At 52.6% G+C, this 18,319-nt stretch carries 15 protein-coding genes and 1 tRNA gene; 10 read left to right on the forward strand and 6 right to left on the reverse strand.

All coding sequences use genetic code 11. The features are described 5' to 3' along the window. The first annotated feature begins 198 nt into the window (after positions 1-198). The 4 genes from ACGHAD_RS02480 (at position 199) to ACGHAD_RS02495 (ending at position 4,835) form a co-directional block, all read left to right on the forward strand. Positions 199-2,052 carry a choice-of-anchor I family protein gene (locus ACGHAD_RS02480; RefSeq protein WP_382417000.1) on the forward strand — a complete coding sequence of 618 codons (1,854 nt, stop codon included), beginning with the start codon at positions 199-201 and terminating at the stop codon, positions 2,050-2,052. A gap of 510 nt (positions 2,053-2,562) precedes the next feature. Continuing rightward, the gene (locus ACGHAD_RS02485; protein WP_382416998.1) at positions 2,563-3,216 is read left to right on the forward strand and encodes a CDP-alcohol phosphatidyltransferase family protein; all 654 of its coding nucleotides are present in this window, start codon (positions 2,563-2,565) and stop codon (positions 3,214-3,216) included. 57 nt (positions 3,217-3,273) lie between these two features. After that, the gene (locus ACGHAD_RS02490; protein ID WP_382416996.1) at positions 3,274-3,717 is read left to right on the forward strand and encodes an adenylyltransferase/cytidyltransferase family protein; all 444 of its coding nucleotides are present in this window, start codon (positions 3,274-3,276) and stop codon (positions 3,715-3,717) included. Positions 3,718-4,355: 638 nt separating this feature from the next. Beyond that, on the forward strand, positions 4,356-4,835 hold the full coding sequence (locus tag ACGHAD_RS02495) for a hypothetical protein (RefSeq protein ID WP_339617869.1): 480 nt from the start codon (positions 4,356-4,358) through the stop codon (positions 4,833-4,835). Positions 4,836-4,854: 19 nt separating this feature from the next. On the opposite strand, the gene ACGHAD_RS02500 is transcribed toward ACGHAD_RS02495, so the two are convergent. The 5 genes from ACGHAD_RS02500 to gcvT all read right to left on the reverse strand — a co-directional run bounded on the left by ACGHAD_RS02500 (position 4,855) and on the right by gcvT (position 8,812). Beyond that, positions 4,855-6,048: an HDOD domain-containing protein gene (locus ACGHAD_RS02500; protein ID WP_382416994.1), complete on the reverse strand. Its 1,194-nt coding sequence runs from the start codon at positions 6,046-6,048 to the stop codon at positions 4,855-4,857. A 33-nt stretch (positions 6,049-6,081) separates the two neighbouring features. After that, positions 6,082-6,885 carry a hypothetical protein gene (locus ACGHAD_RS02505; RefSeq protein ID WP_382416992.1) on the reverse strand — a complete coding sequence of 268 codons (804 nt, stop codon included), beginning with the start codon at positions 6,883-6,885 and terminating at the stop codon, positions 6,082-6,084. Between the two features lie 94 nt (positions 6,886-6,979). Continuing rightward, the gene (locus tag ACGHAD_RS02510) at positions 6,980-7,258 is read right to left on the reverse strand and encodes a hypothetical protein (RefSeq protein WP_339617872.1); all 279 of its coding nucleotides are present in this window, start codon (positions 7,256-7,258) and stop codon (positions 6,980-6,982) included. Positions 7,259-7,266: 8 nt separating this feature from the next. Next, complete coding sequence (gene gcvH / locus ACGHAD_RS02515; protein ID WP_339617873.1) at positions 7,267-7,659, reverse strand: glycine cleavage system protein GcvH; 393 nt, start codon at positions 7,657-7,659, stop codon at positions 7,267-7,269. A gap of 61 nt (positions 7,660-7,720) precedes the next feature. After that, a complete protein-coding gene (gene gcvT / locus ACGHAD_RS02520; RefSeq protein WP_382416989.1) occupies positions 7,721-8,812 on the reverse strand; it encodes a glycine cleavage system aminomethyltransferase GcvT in 1,092 nt (363 codons plus the stop codon). A gap of 251 nt (positions 8,813-9,063) precedes the next feature. Here gcvT and ACGHAD_RS02525 point away from each other — a divergent pair, with 251 nt between their 5' ends. From ACGHAD_RS02525 to ACGHAD_RS02540, 4 genes are all read left to right on the forward strand, one after another. After that, positions 9,064-11,358, forward strand: coding sequence for an AsmA family protein (locus ACGHAD_RS02525; protein WP_339617875.1), 2,295 nt, complete (start codon positions 9,064-9,066; stop codon positions 11,356-11,358). After that, entirely contained in the window at positions 11,355-12,416 is a 1,062-nt protein-coding gene (gene mutY / locus ACGHAD_RS02530; RefSeq protein ID WP_382416986.1) for an A/G-specific adenine glycosylase, read from the forward strand. Before ACGHAD_RS02525 ends, mutY begins: the two co-directional genes overlap by 4 nt. 40 nt (positions 12,417-12,456) lie before the next feature. Beyond that, on the forward strand, positions 12,457-12,735 hold the full coding sequence (locus ACGHAD_RS02535; RefSeq protein WP_339617877.1) for an oxidative damage protection protein: 279 nt from the start codon (positions 12,457-12,459) through the stop codon (positions 12,733-12,735). 91 nt (positions 12,736-12,826) lie between these two features. Further along, positions 12,827-12,902, forward strand: a tRNA-Phe gene (locus ACGHAD_RS02540). A gap of 111 nt (positions 12,903-13,013) precedes the next feature. Here ACGHAD_RS02540 and ACGHAD_RS02545 read toward each other — a convergent pair. Continuing rightward, positions 13,014-13,904 carry a LytTR family DNA-binding domain-containing protein gene (locus ACGHAD_RS02545; RefSeq protein ID WP_382416984.1) on the reverse strand — a complete coding sequence of 297 codons (891 nt, stop codon included), beginning with the start codon at positions 13,902-13,904 and terminating at the stop codon, positions 13,014-13,016. Positions 13,905-14,256: 352 nt separating this feature from the next. On the opposite strand from ACGHAD_RS02545, the gene ACGHAD_RS02550 reads away from it, so the two are divergent. Next, the gene (locus tag ACGHAD_RS02550) at positions 14,257-16,566 is read left to right on the forward strand and encodes a TonB-dependent receptor domain-containing protein (RefSeq protein ID WP_390403807.1); all 2,310 of its coding nucleotides are present in this window, start codon (positions 14,257-14,259) and stop codon (positions 16,564-16,566) included. A gap of 289 nt (positions 16,567-16,855) precedes the next feature. Next, positions 16,856-18,301, forward strand: a complete 1,446-nt coding sequence (locus ACGHAD_RS02555; protein WP_382416980.1) for a hypothetical protein — start codon at positions 16,856-16,858, stop codon at positions 18,299-18,301. The last annotated feature ends 18 nt before the right edge of the window (positions 18,302-18,319 follow it).

Genomic DNA, 18,319 nt, shown 5'->3' on the forward strand with positions numbered 1-18,319 from the left:
ATATGGCTGGAGTCGGCCGATTGCAGATAAACGCGCAAGTTACCGAAAGGCGCCGCTTAATTCAATCTTTTATGATCGTTAAACGATCAGCCAGGGGGCTTATTAGCTCACCGATTTGGCGCGTGTGTAGACCGCCGCCACAAACTTGTAACAATCGCTCAGTAGTCTCATGCGCACAATTACCTCTTGGAGTTTGCTATGAGAAAGAGTTTTCCTTATATCTTAGCCGCGTGTAGCACCTTGGCGCTGGTAGGTTGCGGCAGCGATGATGACGACAACATCACTGATGAGCCGGTGGTAGAAACCCCTTCTGGGTTATCGTTGGAATTTGCTGGCCGCTACAGTGCAGGTCAGTTTGATGAAAGCGCTGCGGAGATTCCCGCTTACGATGCCGACAGCCAACGCTTGTTTGTCGTGAATGCCGAAAAAGGCATGCTGGATGTACTGGACTTGTCAGACCCGGCAAACCCGAGCCTGATTGATACGATCGAAGCTGGCAGCGTACTGGCTGACGGCGAGGTGAACTCGGTAGCGGTTAAAAATGGCATCGTCGCGATCGCGATTGAAGCCGATGCAAAAACCGACAACGGTGCCGTGGCGCTATACAATGCCGATGACTTAAGTTTTATATCAAGTGTGGCTGTGGGCGCTCAGCCCGATATGCTGGTATTTACCCCAGACGGAAACTACCTGCTGGCGGCCAACGAGGGGGAGCCGAACGATGATTACAGCATCGACCCAGAGGGCTCGGTTGCGGTTATTGATATCTCTGATATGGCCAACCCAGCCGCGACTCTCGCAGGGTTTACTGCCTTTAATGGCCAGCGCGATGCTCTGCGTGATCAAGGTGTTCGCGTATACGGCCCTAACGCCACGCTCGCTCAAGATCTAGAACCCGAATACATCGCGGTATCGTCCGACAGCGAAACGGCTTGGGTGGTACTGCAAGAGAACAACGCCATCGCGCAGGTTGATATTACGGCGGCCAACGTACAGCGTATTATTCCGTTGGGCTACAAAGATCACGGCATCGATGGCAATGGCATTGATGCCAGCGACGAAGGCCCGGTAGAGATCACCACTTGGCCCGGTGTCCGCGGTTTGTATTTGCCGGATGCGATGGCCGCCTATGAGGTGAACGGTATGACCTATCTGGTTACCGCCAACGAAGGCGATGCCCGTGCCTGGGGTGAAGATAACGACGCCTATTGGGCCGGCGACGCCAGCCAAGGTTTTGTCGAAGAATTTCGCGTTAAGCACTTAGTGCACAAAGATGGCTTTGACCGTCGCGCCGGTGACGATCTGCCGCCGCAACTGCGCCAGCTTGCCGCCGGGGCTCTGCTTAACCCTACCACCTTTAGTTACTGTGGTGCCACCGCCGGTGATCCGGGTGACTGCCGTGATGACGAAATGCTGGGGCGCTTAAACGTTACTTGGACTGAAGGTTATCGTAAAAACGCCGACGGCTCTCCGGTTATGTTTGACGCCGCCGGAAACGAGTCGGCCGACGGTGACCGTTTAATGTACGACAACCTCTACAGCTACGGCGCGCGTTCATTTACCATTTGGGATGACGAAGGTCAGCTGGTGTGGGACTCGGGTGATGCCATCGAGCAGTTTTTGGCAAGCGATGACTGCATGCTAAGCGCAACTCGCGACATTCCCTGTAAAGACTTTTTTAACAGTGCCCACGACGAGGGCGATAGTGCCGACAGCCGCAGCGATGCCAAAGGCCCCGAGCCCGAAGGTATCACTATTGGGCATATCGGCGAGAAAACCTTTGCCTTTATAGGGCTTGAGCGTATGGGCGGTGTATTAGTCTACGACATTAGCAATCCCGATGCGCCTGCATTTCAGGATTACTTAAACACTCGGGAGGATTGGACGACTGAAGATGCCGAAAGTATTCTGGCCAGCATCGGCGATCTTGGCCCGGAGGGCTTAGTGTTTATCTCCGCTGAAGATTCACCTACTGAGGATGCATTAGTGGTGGTGGGCAATGAAGTGAGTGGCACCACAGTAATCTATAAAGTAGTACAAACGTTTGAGTAGGCCTGCGTGCTGAAATTTAAAAAGGGGTGCCGATGTAAGTCGGCGCCCCTTTTTATTGCTTTAAACTGCACTCTTTAACGCGGACGCGCGCTATTTGGACGTGTCTTTTAATGTGGCATAGGTTCGGTTTTCACGATAACGTTACTCGCTGGTAATAAACTTCATTGTAATCAACCGTATACAAATAAAAAATTAAGTCACTATCAGATGCAGTCATTATGGCGTATAGTGCTGCGGTTAGCCTTTTCTTTGTATCGAGCCTACTGGCACACGCCTCTATCCTCCTTATTACACTTTTAGGTAATTTGGGTGCTTAATCAGCACTCTAATTGGTTCTTATTCGTCAGCGCCTAAAGTTGACCCCTAATATCTGTGGTGGTGTTTCTCTGTTCTAGTGAGAATCGCCCGATTTAAATGTATTTCTGTGTTTTTTCAAGCAGTAATCTTCCGCGCACGTGATTCCTATGTATAAGGTGGGTGCGCCTTCTATTTCTTAATTTTTGGAGCGCCATGACGGCCACTAACGAAGAATCCCAAGCGCGACAACCTACGATAATCTCATTTGTTAAAGATTTGCCAAATGTCTGCTCGCTGGCTGGGTTGGCGTGCACGTTACTTGCGATTTATTTCAGTATTATCGGTGTTTTTTATGCGGCCATGATTGGAATGATTTGGGCCGTTGCGTTTGACTGGGCCGATGGCCTAGTGGCTCGAAAGATGAAAGGCCGTACTGGCAGTGATCGGATTTTTGGCGGTCAGCTCGATCTTTTAATCGATATCGTTAGCTACGGCGTTACGCCAGCTATTGTCTTACTGAGCTTTAGTGATTTTAACCCCGTTATGTTGCCTGCCGCGTTTGTTGTGGTCGCCGCTAGTGCCATTCGGTTGAGCTACTTTAGCACTTTTGGTTTATCTGATGAATCAAAGTACACCGGCTTAGCGCTTGATAACAACAGTATCGCATTGGTTTTTGTGTTTCTGTCAGAAAGTGTCCTTCCCGCTGGAGTGTTTGCTTTCGTGCTTTGCACCTGCGCACTGGGGTTGGCAGTGCTCAATGTCTCGCAAATAAAAACCCCCAAGCTTTCTGGTAATCCACGCAATGTATGTTTTCTTGCTGGTTACACGCTGATTATAACAGCCTTGTATTTGTGGAAACTTCTGTAGATCAAAAGTAACACTTAATGTGTCGAAATATTTAAAGCAATTTATAGGAATTAATAAATGATTGTATATACCGTAGGGACCTTTGACTTATTGCATGTAGGTCATCTCGCATTACTTGAATACTGTAAGTCGCTGGGCAGTTCGCTGGCCGTGGGTGTGGCGTCCGACCGCGTGGTAAATTCCTATAAGCCCAATGTTCCCGTTATCCCACTTGCGCAACGGATGGAGATGCTGAGTGCTCTGCGCTGTGTCGATATTGTGCGGTCCTACGATGAGCTGGAGTATGTCTCGGGTTGCCAAGAGATAAACCCCGATATCTTCGTTGTTGGGGAAGACTGGGGCCGCAAACCACATAATCTTGCCGTGGAATCTTATTTAAAGTCAGCCGGTAAGCAAATTAAGCAAGTGCAGTATAACCCGCGCACCTCTTCAAGCTCGATCAAACGTGACGTCATGTCTCAGAAGCGCCCTGTTCAGCGCCTGCACATGGCTGCGGTCTAGGTAAGCTCTTAAAACCACAACTTAACGTTGTCTGCCAGTGATAATAGCAACGCCATCCAAGGCGCGTAGCCTTTGGTCTCGGGTAGCATCGGTTACGCGAACAGATAGCGACCCAGCGATGGTTGCGCTAAGCCGCTAGAGCCGTTTGGCAGGTGTCGATATGTGCCCTAATGATAATACCCCAAAAAATAGGCCATTCGCGCAGCTGCTAAGAGTTTTTCATCGAGCTGATTGAGGTATGTGTAAGCCGATACTGAGCTTAAGGTTGAGCCCGCCGATACAAAAGGATTGTTGTCCAGTTCATAAGCCTCGCCTTCGAATTTAATGCTAATAGCGAATTATTTTTCTGGTTCCACGGCTCCTGTAGTCTTTTAATTTTAATAGAGCTGGCCTTGGACTTACTTGGGGCGTTTTCGAAAATAAAGTCGAGGGCGGAGCTGTTCGAGCGTTCCGTGTTGAGGGTACATTCGGTTGATTCTTATGGGAGTCATACTGCAAACGCGAATCGCGGTGAGCTAAGACTGCTGTCACCAGGTGAAAAGATCGATAGTGTTAATGGGAGGACCGCTGGTAGAGGGAAGTTGCCCGGACGGCGGAAACGACTATGATGTCGGTTAGATTAAATACGGGAGCTTAGCATGAAAAAGAATAGGTGGTTGTTGGTCGGAGGTAGTCTGAGTTTGGTGGCCGCGTTACTGCACCTAGCCATCATTTGGGGTGGTCCCGGCTGGTACCGGGCGTTTGGCGCCGGTGAGCAAATGGCGTTGATGGCCGAGCAGGGCTCCAGTTACCCCGCGCAGATGACCGGTGTTATTGCGTTTGTGTTGGCCAGTTGGGGGCTGTACGGGTTTGCCGGTGCGGGCTTATTGCCACGCATGCCGTTTATGCGTATTGCCTTGGTGCTTATCTCGGTGGTTTACGTGTTGCGCGGCTTGTTGGGTATACCTGCCGTATTGTGGGCCGATCAACCGTACTTTGCCGAGCTTGCGCAAAATATGACGTTTATGGCGGTGTCGTCGGCGGTGTGTTTGCTGCTGGGGGTGTGCTACGCCGTTGGTACTTGGCAGGTTTGGCCGCGCATTAAAAAGCGCGGAGGCTCGGACATTCCGGTTTATTAAGCTGAAGGCGCTTATGGTTTTAGGGTTGTTGCTCCTGAGGGTTGCTAGCGCTGGCACAGGGTAAATCGGCAGGTGCTAATCGCAGTTGCCGGCACAACTTTTCTTGCTCGGTGCTGTGGTCATCGCTTGAGGCGAGGCATGCGGCCAGTCGCATTAACAGTAGCTCGGGGTTTACCTGGCCGGCGCCCGCAGAGTATGTCGCGCCAATACGTTCGCGTAAGGCCAACGGCAAGCGCCATTTAATTTTTAGCTGGTTGCCGTATTGGGCTGCGTGTTTTAGAAGTGCGCTGTTTATTTCCTCGTCGGTAATCGTCTCTCCTCCCGAGTCGAGATAGAGCTGAATCGCCTCTAAAACGGCACAATCCCCGATCTTGACCAGCAACCCTGCGGTATAACAGTTGGCCACATTAAGCTTTAGGCGTTTTGCCAATAGTGCGGCGTATTCGGCAAGCTGTTGCGACTGCTCGGCAAACGTTTTGCTAAGGCTTTGCAGGGTGTCGTGGCGCAGACCGCTCGTATTGGCAAGCGCTAGCGCGAGTACCTGCGTTAGCGCCATCTCGACACCTAAGGTGGCGATGGCATCACGCAGTGTGGTTATGGCGCCACCAGAGCGCCGCATTAAGCTGCTGTTGGCCAAGCGTATTAGTCGAGTTGTAATGGCCATATCGCTTTGCCACTGCTGCGCAAGTTCAAGTGCTGAGGGTTGGTCGGCGTGGGTGATGCTCGACAGTGCCGCCTCGGCCCCAGGCATGATGGTGAGACGGGCCAGTACACTGTCGTGCTGAGCAACAAAGGTTTCTAAGTCCGGATCGTCCGCTGTATTACGGTCGCTGTCGGGCTCAGCTTCAGGCTCAGTCAGGTATCGTTTGAGCCTTTCCATCACCGCACTAGGGTCAAATGGTTTGACGATAAATTCGTTAACTTTGTTGCGCAAGCTATCGGTCACCGTGGCGCGGTCGCCGCGCCCGGTAATCATTACGATGGGCAGCTCGCAGTCTTTAGCCCGAATCGCTTTTACCAGCGTTAACCCCGATTCTTGATTGGGTAGGTTCCAGTCGCACAACAATAAATTAATGGGGTGTTGTCGCCACAAGGTTAATCCAGTAGCGACGGTTTCGGCGTGGTGAATATGTACGCGGCTGTCTAGCCCTCGCAGCAGTGTCGCTAACAGTTCCTGCATGGCGATATCGTCTTCAACCACTAATACGTGCATAGGTTTTACTCTGACGTTGGTATGGCTCGTCGATTATTTGACTGTTTCGACTAGGGCGCTGGTTGTTGTGCCTCCCGGCGCCAGAGACGCTGCGCTGATTAGCGCAATCCATAGACGACGTTTCTCGTCATCTAATTTGGGTGTTTTTTCAACATAACTTAACGTCATCGCTCCGGTTGGCGTATCCACTATACGTTGAACTTGATGCTGCGCTGGATGCTCCTGACAGCCTTGGTGGTGCCACTCTAGAAGCATGTCGTCCGGCTCGGACTTAATAACATCGATCTGGTAAGACTCGCAGGTTTTGGCAAACTGTTTTTCATATACGGTTAGCATGTAGTTGCCAAACCCACCGATTTGTTCAATATGCTGACGGGCGGGGCTGGAAGAGTCAATGACAAAATAAGCGCTGGAAACCAGCTCGCTCCACTCTTTGATGTCCACCCCTTCTGGGACGTACTCTCTTAGTACTTGGGTTTTACTGGCGCCTTTGTTGCCTAGTACCCACGTGCGTTCATCAAAGGTGAAATCCCAGCGTTCACTATCATCAAGTGTTACCTGTTGGTTTTTCTTGAGTTGACCAGGGCATTGGTAAGGGCTTTGTTCTTTAAGCTCTAGGTTGGTGTCGATGTTTGTGATGCGAATGAGAGCGCCGGGAAGGGCGGTGCACAAGGAGTTTCGCACCGAGTAAACAGCGCTACCTTGCGCAATCATAGTGGAGTTGTTGCCTAGTAACTTGCCGTTGTTGTCGAATGCCTGCAATTTATAAGAGCCCGACAGAGTGGTGCATGCTGCCAGCGACACACTCAACGTCATTAGTAAGATTCCTTTCAACATAATATCCTCTTGAGTCTTCGGTATAAGTGTTGTCGCTAATGTTGTTGCGCCCAAGGTGAGTGAAAGCTATCGGCGAATCAGTGCTCTGAGTGTGCTACTTATTGCCCCATATTTTCGCCACTGCCCGATCTTCGCCCAGCAAGCCTACCAGTAAGCCGTAGCCGCCCGCCAAGATGAAGACGATAACGGGAAAGTAGTAGCCTGGGTCGGCGTCGGCGGGAATCAAGTACGCGGCCAGCGCGCCAAGCCCGACAAAGGTCACCCCAAAAAACAGCAAAATTTTGCGACTGAGTGGTTTGTAGTGGTAGGGCTCGGTGCCGGATTCGAGCCCCTTTAGCAGGGGCGCAAAGATTTTACGCAGGGCAGTTTTCACGGCTCGGCTCAAGCCTCTGCTTCAATGGCGTTTTTGTAACCATCGGCATCCAGTGCGTCGTCCAGCTCGGATAAGTCGCTAGGTTTAACTTTAAAAAACCAGCCGTCATCGTAGGGCGATTCGTTGACTTGCTCGGGCGAGTCTTCCAGCGCTTCGTTGACGGCGATGACTTCACCGCTCACCGGTGAGTAGATGTCAGAGGCGGCTTTTACCGATTCAACCACGCCGGCTTCTTCTCCGGCGGTTACGGTAGCGCCGACTTCTGGCGTCTCGACGTAAACCACATCACCCAGACTGTCTTGGGCGTGATCGCTAATGCCGATAGTAACGGTACCGTCTTCTTCGACACGAGCCCACTCGTGGCTGGGCAGGTATTTTAGTTCGTTGCGAATATCGCTCATGGTTGTGTCCTTAAATAAAAAGTAGGCTCAAAAAGTGTAGACGTTAGTGTGCGTTTTGCCGCTAAACAAGCGCATTGCCGTGGCGAACGAAGCAAGGCTTTACCACCTCGACGGCGACTGATTTGTTGCGTAAGTTGACTTCGGCACTGTCACCAATGGCACTGGGTACGCGCGCCAGCGCGACTGAAAAACCCAACGTGGGCGAAAAAGAGCCGCTGGTAATAATGCCAGAGGCGTCGTTGCCGACCACGTTAACGCTTTGTCCTGCGCGCAGTACGCCGCGTTCACGCATTACCAGGCCCACCAGCTTGGTGGCGGGGCCGCCGTTGGCGCGAATCGTCTCGATCGGTTCGCGGCCGATAAAATCGCGCTCCGGGTCTTCCAGAGCTACAGTCCAGCTCATGTTGGCTACCAGCGGTGAGGTGGTATCGTCCATTTCGTGGCCGTAAAGGTTCATGCCCGCCTCTAGACGCAAGGTGTCGCGTGCACCCAGACCGCAGGGGGCGACGCCGGCATCCGTCAGGGTTTGCCACAGGGCGCTGGCGTCATCGGCGCTGAGCATAATCTCTAGGCCGTCTTCACCGGTGTAGCCGGTGCGGGCGATAAACCAGCCTTCGCACTCGACGCCGCAAAAGACTTTTAGGGTGCTAATAGCCTGGGCTTGTGCGTCGCTTGCGGCTTTTTGTACTTGCCCGATAGCCTCGGGACCCTGAATCGCAATCATGGCAAGCTCGGGGCGCTCGGATACCGTTACGTCAAACGGCGCGGCGCAATCGTCCATCCACGCCAGGTCTTTGTCGCGGGTGGCGCAGTTCACTACCACGCGGTACCAACCATCAAGGTGGTAGACGATCAAGTCGTCGATCACGCCGCCCTCATGGTTAAGCATGCCGCTGTACAAGGCTTTGCCTGGTGTGTCGTCGAGTCGCGCGACATCGTTGGCCAGCAGTTTGCGAAGATAGGCGCGGGCGTCGGAGCCGGCGACATCGACAACGGTCATGTGGGATACATCAAACAGCCCCGCGTGGCGGCGCACCTGATGGTGCTCTTCGATTTGCGAGCCGTAGTTGATGGGCATATCCCAGCCGCCAAAATCCACCAGTTTGCCGCCAGCGGCTTTGTGCAGATCGTACAGTGCGGTTTTGTGTCCCATGGAATTTCCTAATGCCAGTGTGGCCTAAAGGGCGTTATTTTAGCGCGAGCAGGGGCGCTATAACCAGCCGTTGAGCGGTTTCGGTGTCATATTTCGCAGCATTTGTGCCGGTAGCGGCTGATAAGTTCCGTTTGCCGGGCACCGGAGTCGTCTTATCGGTGCGCTGGCGCGCAAAAAAGCATTTTCGTCACGCCGCCCCATGGCGACAAATGCTATGCTCAGGCTTTACCCGATTACTCAAGGAGATGGTGGTGAAAACGCTATTAAAGGTACTTGTCGTGTTACTGCTGCTGATTGTGTTGGCTGTGGCGGCGTTGTTTTTCTGGCTCGACCCCAATATCTTTAAGCCCCGAATCAAATCGCTGGCGGCCGAACAAGGCGTCGCGCTGGAGATTGCCGGCGACATTAGCTGGCAGTTTTGGCCCAGTATCGGCATCGAGGTCGAGGATATTACTGTGGCCAGCTTAAGTGCTCCGGATGACCAGCTTGCGCACTTGCGCAGCGCGAGCTTACTGGTGGCCACCCGGCCACTGTTTGATAAACAGCTACAAGTTGAGCATCTAATTATCGACGGCGCCTCCTTGGCGTTTGAGCTCGACGAGTCTGGCGCTAGCAACTGGAGCCGTTTAGCCGACGAAGCTAAACGCAAGGCCGAGCGGGCCGGCGTTGCCGACCCAGCGCAAGTGCCTGCCGACGCGATGGCATCGGCCGACAAAGCCAAAAAAGATGCGACCCCGCCAGTTTCTAACGAGAGCCAAGAGGATGCCGGCAGCAGTGGCGGCGAGCTGCAGCTAGCGGTCGAGGCAATCAGTATTTCGGATGCCCAGGTGAGTTATAGCGATGCTGCGCTTTCGCGCACGGCTGAGTTTAGGGTAAATGCTTTAAAGCTCACTGGGTTTAACACAGAGAACCAGCCCTTCGCGCTAAGTAGCGATTGGCTGGTCAGTGTTAAAGACCCCGCAATGTTTGCCGAGCGTGAACTGCAAGTGGCGGGGGAGCTCAGTGCCGATGTGCAAATAGCCTCCGACTTATCGAAAGTGTCTATTAACAGTGGTGATGTCACACTCGATATCAGTGGGTTGGATGACGAGGCGTCGGTGAGCACCGGGTTTGAGCTTGAGATTGAAAACCCCACCGGCGAGCTAATGTTTAATGGTCACGTGGCGTTGGCGCCAGTCAATGTTAAAACATTGTTGGCAAGCTTAGGGCAGAGCGTTCCGGTAACGGCCGAGGACGACGCTTTGACCCATTTAAGCATCAACACCAACGTCTCTGGCAGCGCACGCTCGATGACCTTGGCGCCTTTAACATTGGAGTTGGACGATACCACTGTTAGCGGCGAGATGGCGGTAACCGACCTTGAGCGTATGGCGTTAGAGGTGACCTTAGCGGGGGATCGAATCAACGTCGATCATTACTTGCCGCCGCCGGTAGCAGAAAAGCCGCCAACGAATACCACTGGTAATACGCCGCCCAAAACAGACAAAACACCCGATAAACCCTCGGTTGCCAGTGGCGACGAACCATTGATACCGCTGGATGCAGTACGGGCATTAAATGCACGGGTGCGGATTGATTTGCGCGAGGCGATTGTCAGTGGTTTAACCATGCAAAACTTGCGGTTGCGCTTGAATGCCGCTGACGGCTTAGTGCAATTGACGGAGGCGAGTTTGGACGCCTACGAAGGTCAATTGCAAGCGTCGGGCAAACTGGATGGCCGTGGGTCTGCGGCGCGACTTAGTACCAAGTTCGAGATGCAAGGCTTGAATGTGACGCCACTGCTGAGCGATTTAGAGTTGGATGAAAAAATTCAGCTAAGCGGACTGATGAACCTAGACGCGACTGCCAGCAGCGTCGGCTTAACCAAGAACGAGCTAACACAAGCGGCCATTGCCGACGCTAATTTCAATGGCGCTCAGGTGACGGTTGCGCCCATTAACGTCGAAAAATATTTTTGCCAAGCGATTAGTTTGACTAAATCACTGCGCGAAAAAGACCAAGCACCCGCTGAGGGCGAAGCGACTGACGGCAAGGGCGCTAAGCAAGAGCCGCGCGCCGAGCAAGACTGGCCAGAACTGACCGAGATGCATGACTTACAGGGCCAGATTCAGTTGCGTCAGCAAGTGATCACCATAAAAAGCTTTACCGCTGGGGTTGAGCAGTTGCTGATGGGGCTAAACGGCCAGATCGATTTGGCCGGTCAGACGTTTGATCTGCGCTTGCCGCTAACGCTAGAGCAACCGTCTACGAGTGCTGAGGGTTGTACGGTTAACAGTAATTACTGGGTTAACCGCAGTCTGTCTTTGCTGCGCTGCCGTGGCTCGATCACCACACTGGCACCGGCAAAAGATTGTCGCCTCGACTCAAAAGCGTTAGAGTCGCTGCTCGGTGACTACACCAAGCAACGGCTAAAAGACGAGCTGGTGCGCAAGCTTGGCGGCGACGAGAAAAATGCCGAGGGCGATGAGGAAACCGACCCTACCAAAGCGGCCGTTAAAGGTTTGCTGAACCAGTTTTTAAACAAAGACAAAAAAGACAAAGAATGACCGATACTTTCTCGGCGGCCGTGCTCAATTGGTTTGATCAGCACGGCCGCAAGCATTTGCCTTGGCAACAAAATATCACTCCCTACCGCGTTTGGCTGTCAGAGATCATGCTGCAGCAAACTCAAGTAACGACGGTAATTCCATACTTTGAGCGCTTCACAAAACGTTTTCCCACGGTTGCAGATCTGGCGTCGGCGCCAGTCGATGACGTGCTGCATTTGTGGACCGGACTTGGTTACTACGCCCGAGCGCGCAACTTGCATCGCTGCGCGCAACAAGTGGTGAGCGATTTTGGGGGCGAATTTCCCGCCACAGTTGACGAGCTTTCGTCTCTGCCTGGTATTGGCGAGTCCACCGCCGGTGCCATTGTCAGTATTGCGTTTAAGCAAACCGCGACTATTTTAGATGGCAATGTTAAGCGGGTACTGGCGCGCTATCACGCCATCGATGGTTGGCCCGGTCAAAGTGGGCCGCTAAAAGCCCTGTGGCAAGTCGCGCGTCAGCACACCCCTGAGTCACGCTGTAATCACTATACGCAAGCGATGATGGATTTAGGCGCGACTGTCTGCACCCGCACTAAACCCGCATGCGACACTTGCCCCTTGGGCGATGGCTGTATCGCCCGCGCCACTGGCACCCAGTTGCAATACCCGGGCAAAAAGCCGAAAAAAGACAAACCCGTTAAGGCAACCTACTTGCTGATGTTGCGCGCCCCCAGTGGCGATTTACTGCTGCAACAGCGACCGCCGCAAGGTATTTGGGGCGGACTGTGGAGCTTTCCCGAGCTGGCGCTGGAGCGCTCAGTGGCCGATTACTGCGCCGATTATTATGGCACCCCTGGCGAGATCGAGTACTGGGACAGCTATCGCCATACCTTTAGCCATTACCATTTGGACATCACCCCAGTATTGGTACAATTGCCCGAGCCAAGTGCGGGCGTCATGGCGCCGGGGCAAGCGCTCTGGTATAACGTCAGCCAGCCGCCAGCGGTGGGTTTAGCCGCACCGGTTAAGCGCCTGCTAGAGCAACTGCACGAGCTGGCGCCGCTGTCGAGTTAACGCAGTGCGAGCGTCCTTTGAGCAAACATCAGGAGATTTTATGAGCCGTACCGTCATGTGCCGCAAATACAAACAAGAGTTACCGGGCCTGGCACAGCCGCCATTTCCTGGCCCCAAAGGTCAAGATGTGTACGACAACGTCAGCCAAAAAGCGTGGCAAGAGTGGATGAGCCACCAAACCATGCTTATTAACGAAAAACAATTAAATTTAATGGATACCGGTACCCGAGTGTATCTTGGTGAACAAATGACCAAGTTTTTATCCGGTGACGACTACGATGCCGCCGAAGGCTATGTTCCGCCCACAGATGACAAATAATTTACCTCTGACCCCTTGACTCAAAGCGACTCAAACGGTTTAATACGCGCCTCTTGTGACAGCCGCTTGATTCAATAGCAGCTACAGCAAAGCCCAGATAGCTCAGTCGGTAGAGCAGTGGATTGAAAATCCTCGTGTCGGTGGTTCGATTCCGCCTCTGGGCACCATATAACTTAAAAGGCTCGTTCTTCGGAACGGGCCTTTTTTGTGTCTTTCGGTTTAGTGCCGGCGCGGTAAACCCTGCTTTATATTTGATGGGACGTTTTGGCTGTAACCGGTCAGCTTGCAATTTTAATGGCGGGTGCTTTTTTGGGGGTCGCTAACGAGCCGAAATAGGTTTTGGCTAGCTTACGGTTACTTCTGCTAACGGGTACGCGCAAACCTGTACTCATTAAACAAAAAGCGTCTTTGCCCGATAAGCACAAACGTTCTACATGGGCTTTGGCGATCCAGTGCGAGCGGTGTATTTGTAGCCCTTCCTCCGCAAATGCTTCGGCGTAATACTTTAGGCTTCCCAAAATCATGGCTTTGCCTAACGTGGTGTAGACATTCAAATAATGTAAATCCGATGAAATGGCGATTAAGTCTTGGCCGACCACTTCGGGCAAGCTGGCAAAAAATGCGTCGCGGCGTGCCTGCATTGCATCCTGCTCTGTTTGTTCGCTTGTGGGGGGCTCTGGCGGAAGCGGCGGCTCAAGCAGTGTTGGCTTGTTGAGCATGAGCGGTAAATTAACGGTTACCCAGCCCACCAGTACCAGTGGTAGCACCTGAAAAAATTCACTGACGACTGCTTGCCAGGGCCCTTGCATTGCATATCGGTCCCAGAAGCTATCGGGCGTATCGATAGGTATCAGCTCGGGCAGCAGCACTTCTATAGCGAGGTAAAGTGGCGCCGAAATAACGGCCCCGAGCACGCCGGTTACTAGTACTAATATCCACAGTGGCCAGCGGCTAAGGTGACAGTGACGAATGACCACACTAACGAGCAATATAGCGCCTAGGGCTATGCCGATGTGCAGCACCCAGAAACCTAATCGTGCGGCGAGCCCTAGGCCTTGAGAGGCTTCGGGCTCGACAAGGGTGAAGAGCACCGTCAGAAACCCGCACACTCCTAGCAAGCTGGTACGAATGGGCGCAATACTTAAAATAGTTCGGTCGATGACTCGCATCCGCGGTTAAGTCCTTTTTGGCTGTGTTGCGACGTCTATTGTGCAAAATAATAGGTCTGCTGCACGAGTAATTACATCAACGGTTCCTATTATTCACCAGTGGTTAGGTTACCCATTCGTGGTGGCGCCGCCTGTTTTTGGCGTAAGCACTCATTAGTGTACGGCTGGTACATCATTGTAACCATTAGTGCATTGTGGCAGAACTGCCTGTGGTTTCTTATCGTATAGTCCTGCAACGTCATCCATTCTGGGGTTAGGGATAATACTCACTATGAACACTTTTATGCATCGCCCGTTGTGGGCTGTCGTTATTTTTTGTCTTGCTGTTCTGCCTGCCACGGCAGCTGACCTGATGGTCGATATTAAGGATCAGGCTACGTTAAGAACGCTCGAGAGCGCGCGAGTGATAGTAACTGATCGGGACGGTCGCCGTACCGAAGCTACCAGCAATACCCAAGGGCGCGTTAGGTTTGAGGGTTTGGCTCCTGGCTTATATGAGCTGCTCATTACGCAAGCGAATTACAACAGCGTACGGCTGCCGAGTGTGCGTGTCATAGAAGATAAGACCACACCGGTCAATGTGGCGTTGGTGGCGGTACCGAGCGGCATGGAGGAGGTGCTGATTTTAGGTAGCGGCAATACCGGCCGGTGGCTCAGTTCGGCTGGTGCAACGGAGCTTGATCGCGAGGCGCTGCGCAGTTCGGCCGGTAGTGGAGGGGATGTGTTACGGGCGCTGGATGGTTTGCCGGGGTTGTTCTCCGATGGCGAATATTCAAGCTTTACCGTGCGAGGTAACGGCCCACGGGATAACCAAATTTTAGTGGACGGTGTGCCCTTTGATAATGTGGTGCATTTTAGTGATAACTTTGGTGAATTAGAAGATGTAGAAGGCGGCGGGCGCTATAGCGTGTTTGCGCCTAACACGATCGGTAAAGCGGATTTTCAGCCAGGTGGCTGGTCCGCCGCTTACGGCGGACGTGCCGGTTCTTTATTGCAGTTGGAGGTCGCCGAGGGTAACCCCGAGACGCCATCTTACAGTGCGAGAATAGACATTGCCGGGCTTGAGGTTGGCTACGATGGTCCGACTGGCGTGCTGGACAATACCAGCCTGTTGTTCTCGGCCCGGCAGCTTAACTTTGGCCGTCTGTTTGAGATGGTAGGTTTGGACGACGTAGGCGAGCCAGAGCTGACCGATATAATTTTAAAAACCACAACGCGCTTTGACAGTGGTGGCACGTTTAACTTTCTCGCCATACACGCACCCGAAGAGTACAACCGCGACATCGACCATGTGTTGGCGTCGGATGAAGATGAGCCGGGTACTTATGAAGATGTAGACTTGGTGTCCCAAACGGCCGACAACACCTTGGTGTCACTGCGTTGGCAGCATCTGTTGGGCGAGAGCGCCGATTTAACCAATAGTTTGTATTATCGTCATTACGGTGAAGAGTCACAAAGCGGTGAGGCCTATCCGGATCTAGTTCCACTGGATACGCCAGCGTCTGAGGTGCCGCAGCGGTTCCCCATAATTACCTCCCAGCGCGATGAGTCAGAAATTGGCTGGCGCCTTGATTTTGGTTACGACAACGTTTTTGGGCGCTTTAGCGCCGGGGTGCGAGTTTTACAGTTGGACTTGGATCTTTCCCTCGCGCTGGATGATGACTGGATTCGCTATGAGTACGATCAATCCGATTTTCGCCCGTCGTCCGAGCAAAAATATATCGTGCTAACACCTGAATCACTCAACTCTGCCTATGCCGATAAGTCGGTGCAGTACGCGGGGTACCTTGAGCAAAGCTTTGCACTAGGACCGTTAGATTTGCGCGCCGGGCTGCGCTTTGATGCCGACGAGCTAACTGGGCACGATGCTGTCTCGCCTCGACTGGGAACATCGTGGCCTGTGGGTGAATCGGTTACGTTAACCGCGACCGCCGGACGTTACTTACAGGCGCCACGCATTGATGAGTTGGCTATTGATTCCGCCAATACCAATCTCGATTACGAAAAAATAGATCAGCTAACGGTAGGTATGAGTTACCGTTACAGCGATAACATCGAGATTTTTATCGAGCCTTACTATCAAGTCATTAGCGATCGAATCGTTCAGCTCGATGGAGTCAATCAAACCTACGGTAATATCGGCGAGGGCACCTCGTTTGGGGTAGATACGGCGATAACCCGCTACTTTGCTAATGGCTGGTCGGCCAGTGCCACGTACTCGTACAACGACGCCGTTTATAAAGACTCGGCACAAGGCGAAGAATACGATGCCGATTACAATCGCCCTCACGCGTTTGGTTTGGGTGGCGTGTGGGAGATCAACCAACGCTGGAAAGTTTCCAGCCGGGTGAAATGGGCCTCGGGCCGGCCGTTTGGTGATTTTATTGTCAACGATAACGTATTGGGTGACGGTGAACCACTGCGCTATAGCAAAGAGACCATTAGCAATAATACCGAACGCTATGACAGCTATAGCTCCGTGAATATTCGGGTCGATTATCGACGTGACTTAGGTCCGATGGATGTGATTGCTTTTGTCGATATCATTAATGTGTTGGGCGCCGAGAATCCAAACAATAGTGAATTTAACGAGCGCACAGGTGAGGATACACCCGAAGAGGGCTCAATGTTGCCATTGTTGGGGCTGCGCTTTGAGTGGTAGTTTTTTTACTCTAGCTCTACTGATAGAACGTTCGCCGATACTTCCCCCACACTTCTTGCTCAAGCAGGCAATGGTCTGTGTTATGGGTTCCTGCTTGAGGTGTTTCTCGGCGACTAAAACGCTTCGTTACCCTAAATCCTTTTCAATGTGCACCCCTAATGTTGAGGGTATGTTTGCCAAGGGCGACGAATTACGATGTGAACAGCGCAGCTCTGTAGTCAGGCCCTTGGGTGTTTGACTGTGTAAGGAGATGTGATTCGAAAAAGGTATTTTAAAAGGGGTGAGGAAAGTGAAAAAATTTAACCTATTTATAGCGTCTATGGCAGTGTGCTTGGTGGCAGGGTGTGGGTCATCGGATGATGACGATGATTCTGGCGTGAGTAGCTCGTCGAGCTCTCAAGTTGCTAGCTCCGAGTCGTCCAGCAGTACCGTGAGCTCTGAGGCCTCCTCAGAGTCGTCATCTTCGGTGTCGCTAAGCAGCTCGTCAGCCTCCAGTGATCAAACCAGTAGCGCCGTTAGCTCCAGCGAAGAATCGTCTAGCTCAATGGCCTCCAGCGAGCAGTCATCGACGAGCTCGGTTGCGTCTAGCAGTTCGGTTGCGTCGTCATCCAGCTCGTCTGAGCCGTCGTTAACCGGGGCCTTTGGTGGCCTGGCGATTTCTGGCTTAAGCTACAAAAATGAGAATCACGAGGGTATTACTTCCGCAGATGGGGAGTTTATGTTTGACTCACTGTATGAAGGAACGACCTTTTCTTTGGGGGAGATAGAACTCCCGCAAATTGGGGCGTCACCAGCGATGTCGCCGTTAGCTTTTACAGGCTCGGTAGTGATTACTGGCGGTATCAGTGCTAAGGGATTTAACGTCTATTGGCTGCTTTTAAGCTTGGATGATGACGACGACTGGAGCAATGGCATTCAGATTCCGGAGCAAGTTAGCGAGCTTTCGGGCCCTATTAATTTTGATCTCTACCCGGAAGACTTCGCCAAAAGCTCTGGGGTGGTCAATGCTTTGGCAAACTCGGGTAAAAGTGAAGGCGCGCTAGAATTGTCAGATCGTCTGCAGGCAGGAGCCGAGTACCTAAAGGCAGTCCGTGAAGGGGACGACTCCGAGTATGGAGCGTCGTCGCTTAAAACTAAGGAGACAGTGGTCTACTTCACCGGAGCGCCAGTTGAAATAGTTGAAACAGACGCCCTGCTTATTCCTACTTGGGGAGGTTGCGCTATCGTGCATCAGAGCGGCATGATGGCCTCCGAGAGCTGTGACCTCTACAAGATAGGTGATAACGATTTAGTGGCGGGAGCGAGAGGCGAAAATAGCCTCCATGGGATTGTAAAACTAAATCATATTTTTGCAGAGGGCGCGAGTGAGCCCTACGGCTTTTGGTCCAGTGTTTTTAGTGACCGCACCGCTAATGCAGCGGCTAGTGCTCCGGTGGTCACCGGTACGTTTGAGTTGCCGGGGCAGGAATTGGCTGCCGATTTAACCGGTAGTAGTCATGATACTGAAGCCGAAGATGTGCAGGTGAGCCTGACAATTAATGCTGACGGCAGTTGCCTCTTTAAGCTTAGCGAGGACGATTCGGTGCCGTGTGAAGTGACAGAGGGTGAGCGCATCTCCGGCCTGGGTGGCGCGAGCGGAAAACTTTATGGCACTATTTCGGATTCGTCTATCGTTGTCACATGGCACGACTCAGATGAAGAGCTGATTTACGGCTACGGCTTTGCCGATAGATAGTAAACACCGATAGAGCGC

The organism is Gilvimarinus japonicus, from assembly GCF_042847215.1.
In the GTDB taxonomy this organism is placed as follows: Bacteria; Pseudomonadota; Gammaproteobacteria; order Pseudomonadales; family Cellvibrionaceae; genus Gilvimarinus; species Gilvimarinus japonicus.

What these genes read in the sequence shown, in the direction of transcription:
- ACGHAD_RS02480 (WP_382417000.1), top strand. Translation starts at nt 199, where the DNA reads ATGAGAAAGAGTTTTCCTTATATCTTAGCCGCGTGTAGCACCTTGGCG.
- ACGHAD_RS02485 (WP_382416998.1), top strand. Translation starts at nt 2,563, where the DNA reads ATGACGGCCACTAACGAAGAATCCCAAGCGCGACAACCTACGATAATC.
- ACGHAD_RS02490 (WP_382416996.1), top strand. Translation starts at nt 3,274, where the DNA reads ATGATTGTATATACCGTAGGGACCTTTGACTTATTGCATGTAGGTCAT.
- ACGHAD_RS02495 (WP_339617869.1), top strand. Translation starts at nt 4,356, where the DNA reads ATGAAAAAGAATAGGTGGTTGTTGGTCGGAGGTAGTCTGAGTTTGGTG.
- ACGHAD_RS02500 (WP_382416994.1), bottom strand. Translation starts at nt 6,048, where the DNA reads ATGCACGTATTAGTGGTTGAAGACGATATCGCCATGCAGGAACTGTTA.
- ACGHAD_RS02505 (WP_382416992.1), bottom strand. Translation starts at nt 6,885, where the DNA reads ATGTTGAAAGGAATCTTACTAATGACGTTGAGTGTGTCGCTGGCAGCA.
- gcvH (WP_339617873.1), bottom strand. Translation starts at nt 7,659, where the DNA reads ATGAGCGATATTCGCAACGAACTAAAATACCTGCCCAGCCACGAGTGG.
- gcvT (WP_382416989.1), bottom strand. Translation starts at nt 8,812, where the DNA reads ATGGGACACAAAACCGCACTGTACGATCTGCACAAAGCCGCTGGCGGC.
- mutY (WP_382416986.1), top strand. Translation starts at nt 11,355, where the DNA reads ATGACCGATACTTTCTCGGCGGCCGTGCTCAATTGGTTTGATCAGCAC.
- ACGHAD_RS02535 (WP_339617877.1), top strand. Translation starts at nt 12,457, where the DNA reads ATGAGCCGTACCGTCATGTGCCGCAAATACAAACAAGAGTTACCGGGC.
- ACGHAD_RS02545 (WP_382416984.1), bottom strand. Translation starts at nt 13,904, where the DNA reads ATGCGAGTCATCGACCGAACTATTTTAAGTATTGCGCCCATTCGTACC.
- ACGHAD_RS02550 (WP_390403807.1), top strand. Translation starts at nt 14,257, where the DNA reads ATGGTCGATATTAAGGATCAGGCTACGTTAAGAACGCTCGAGAGCGCG.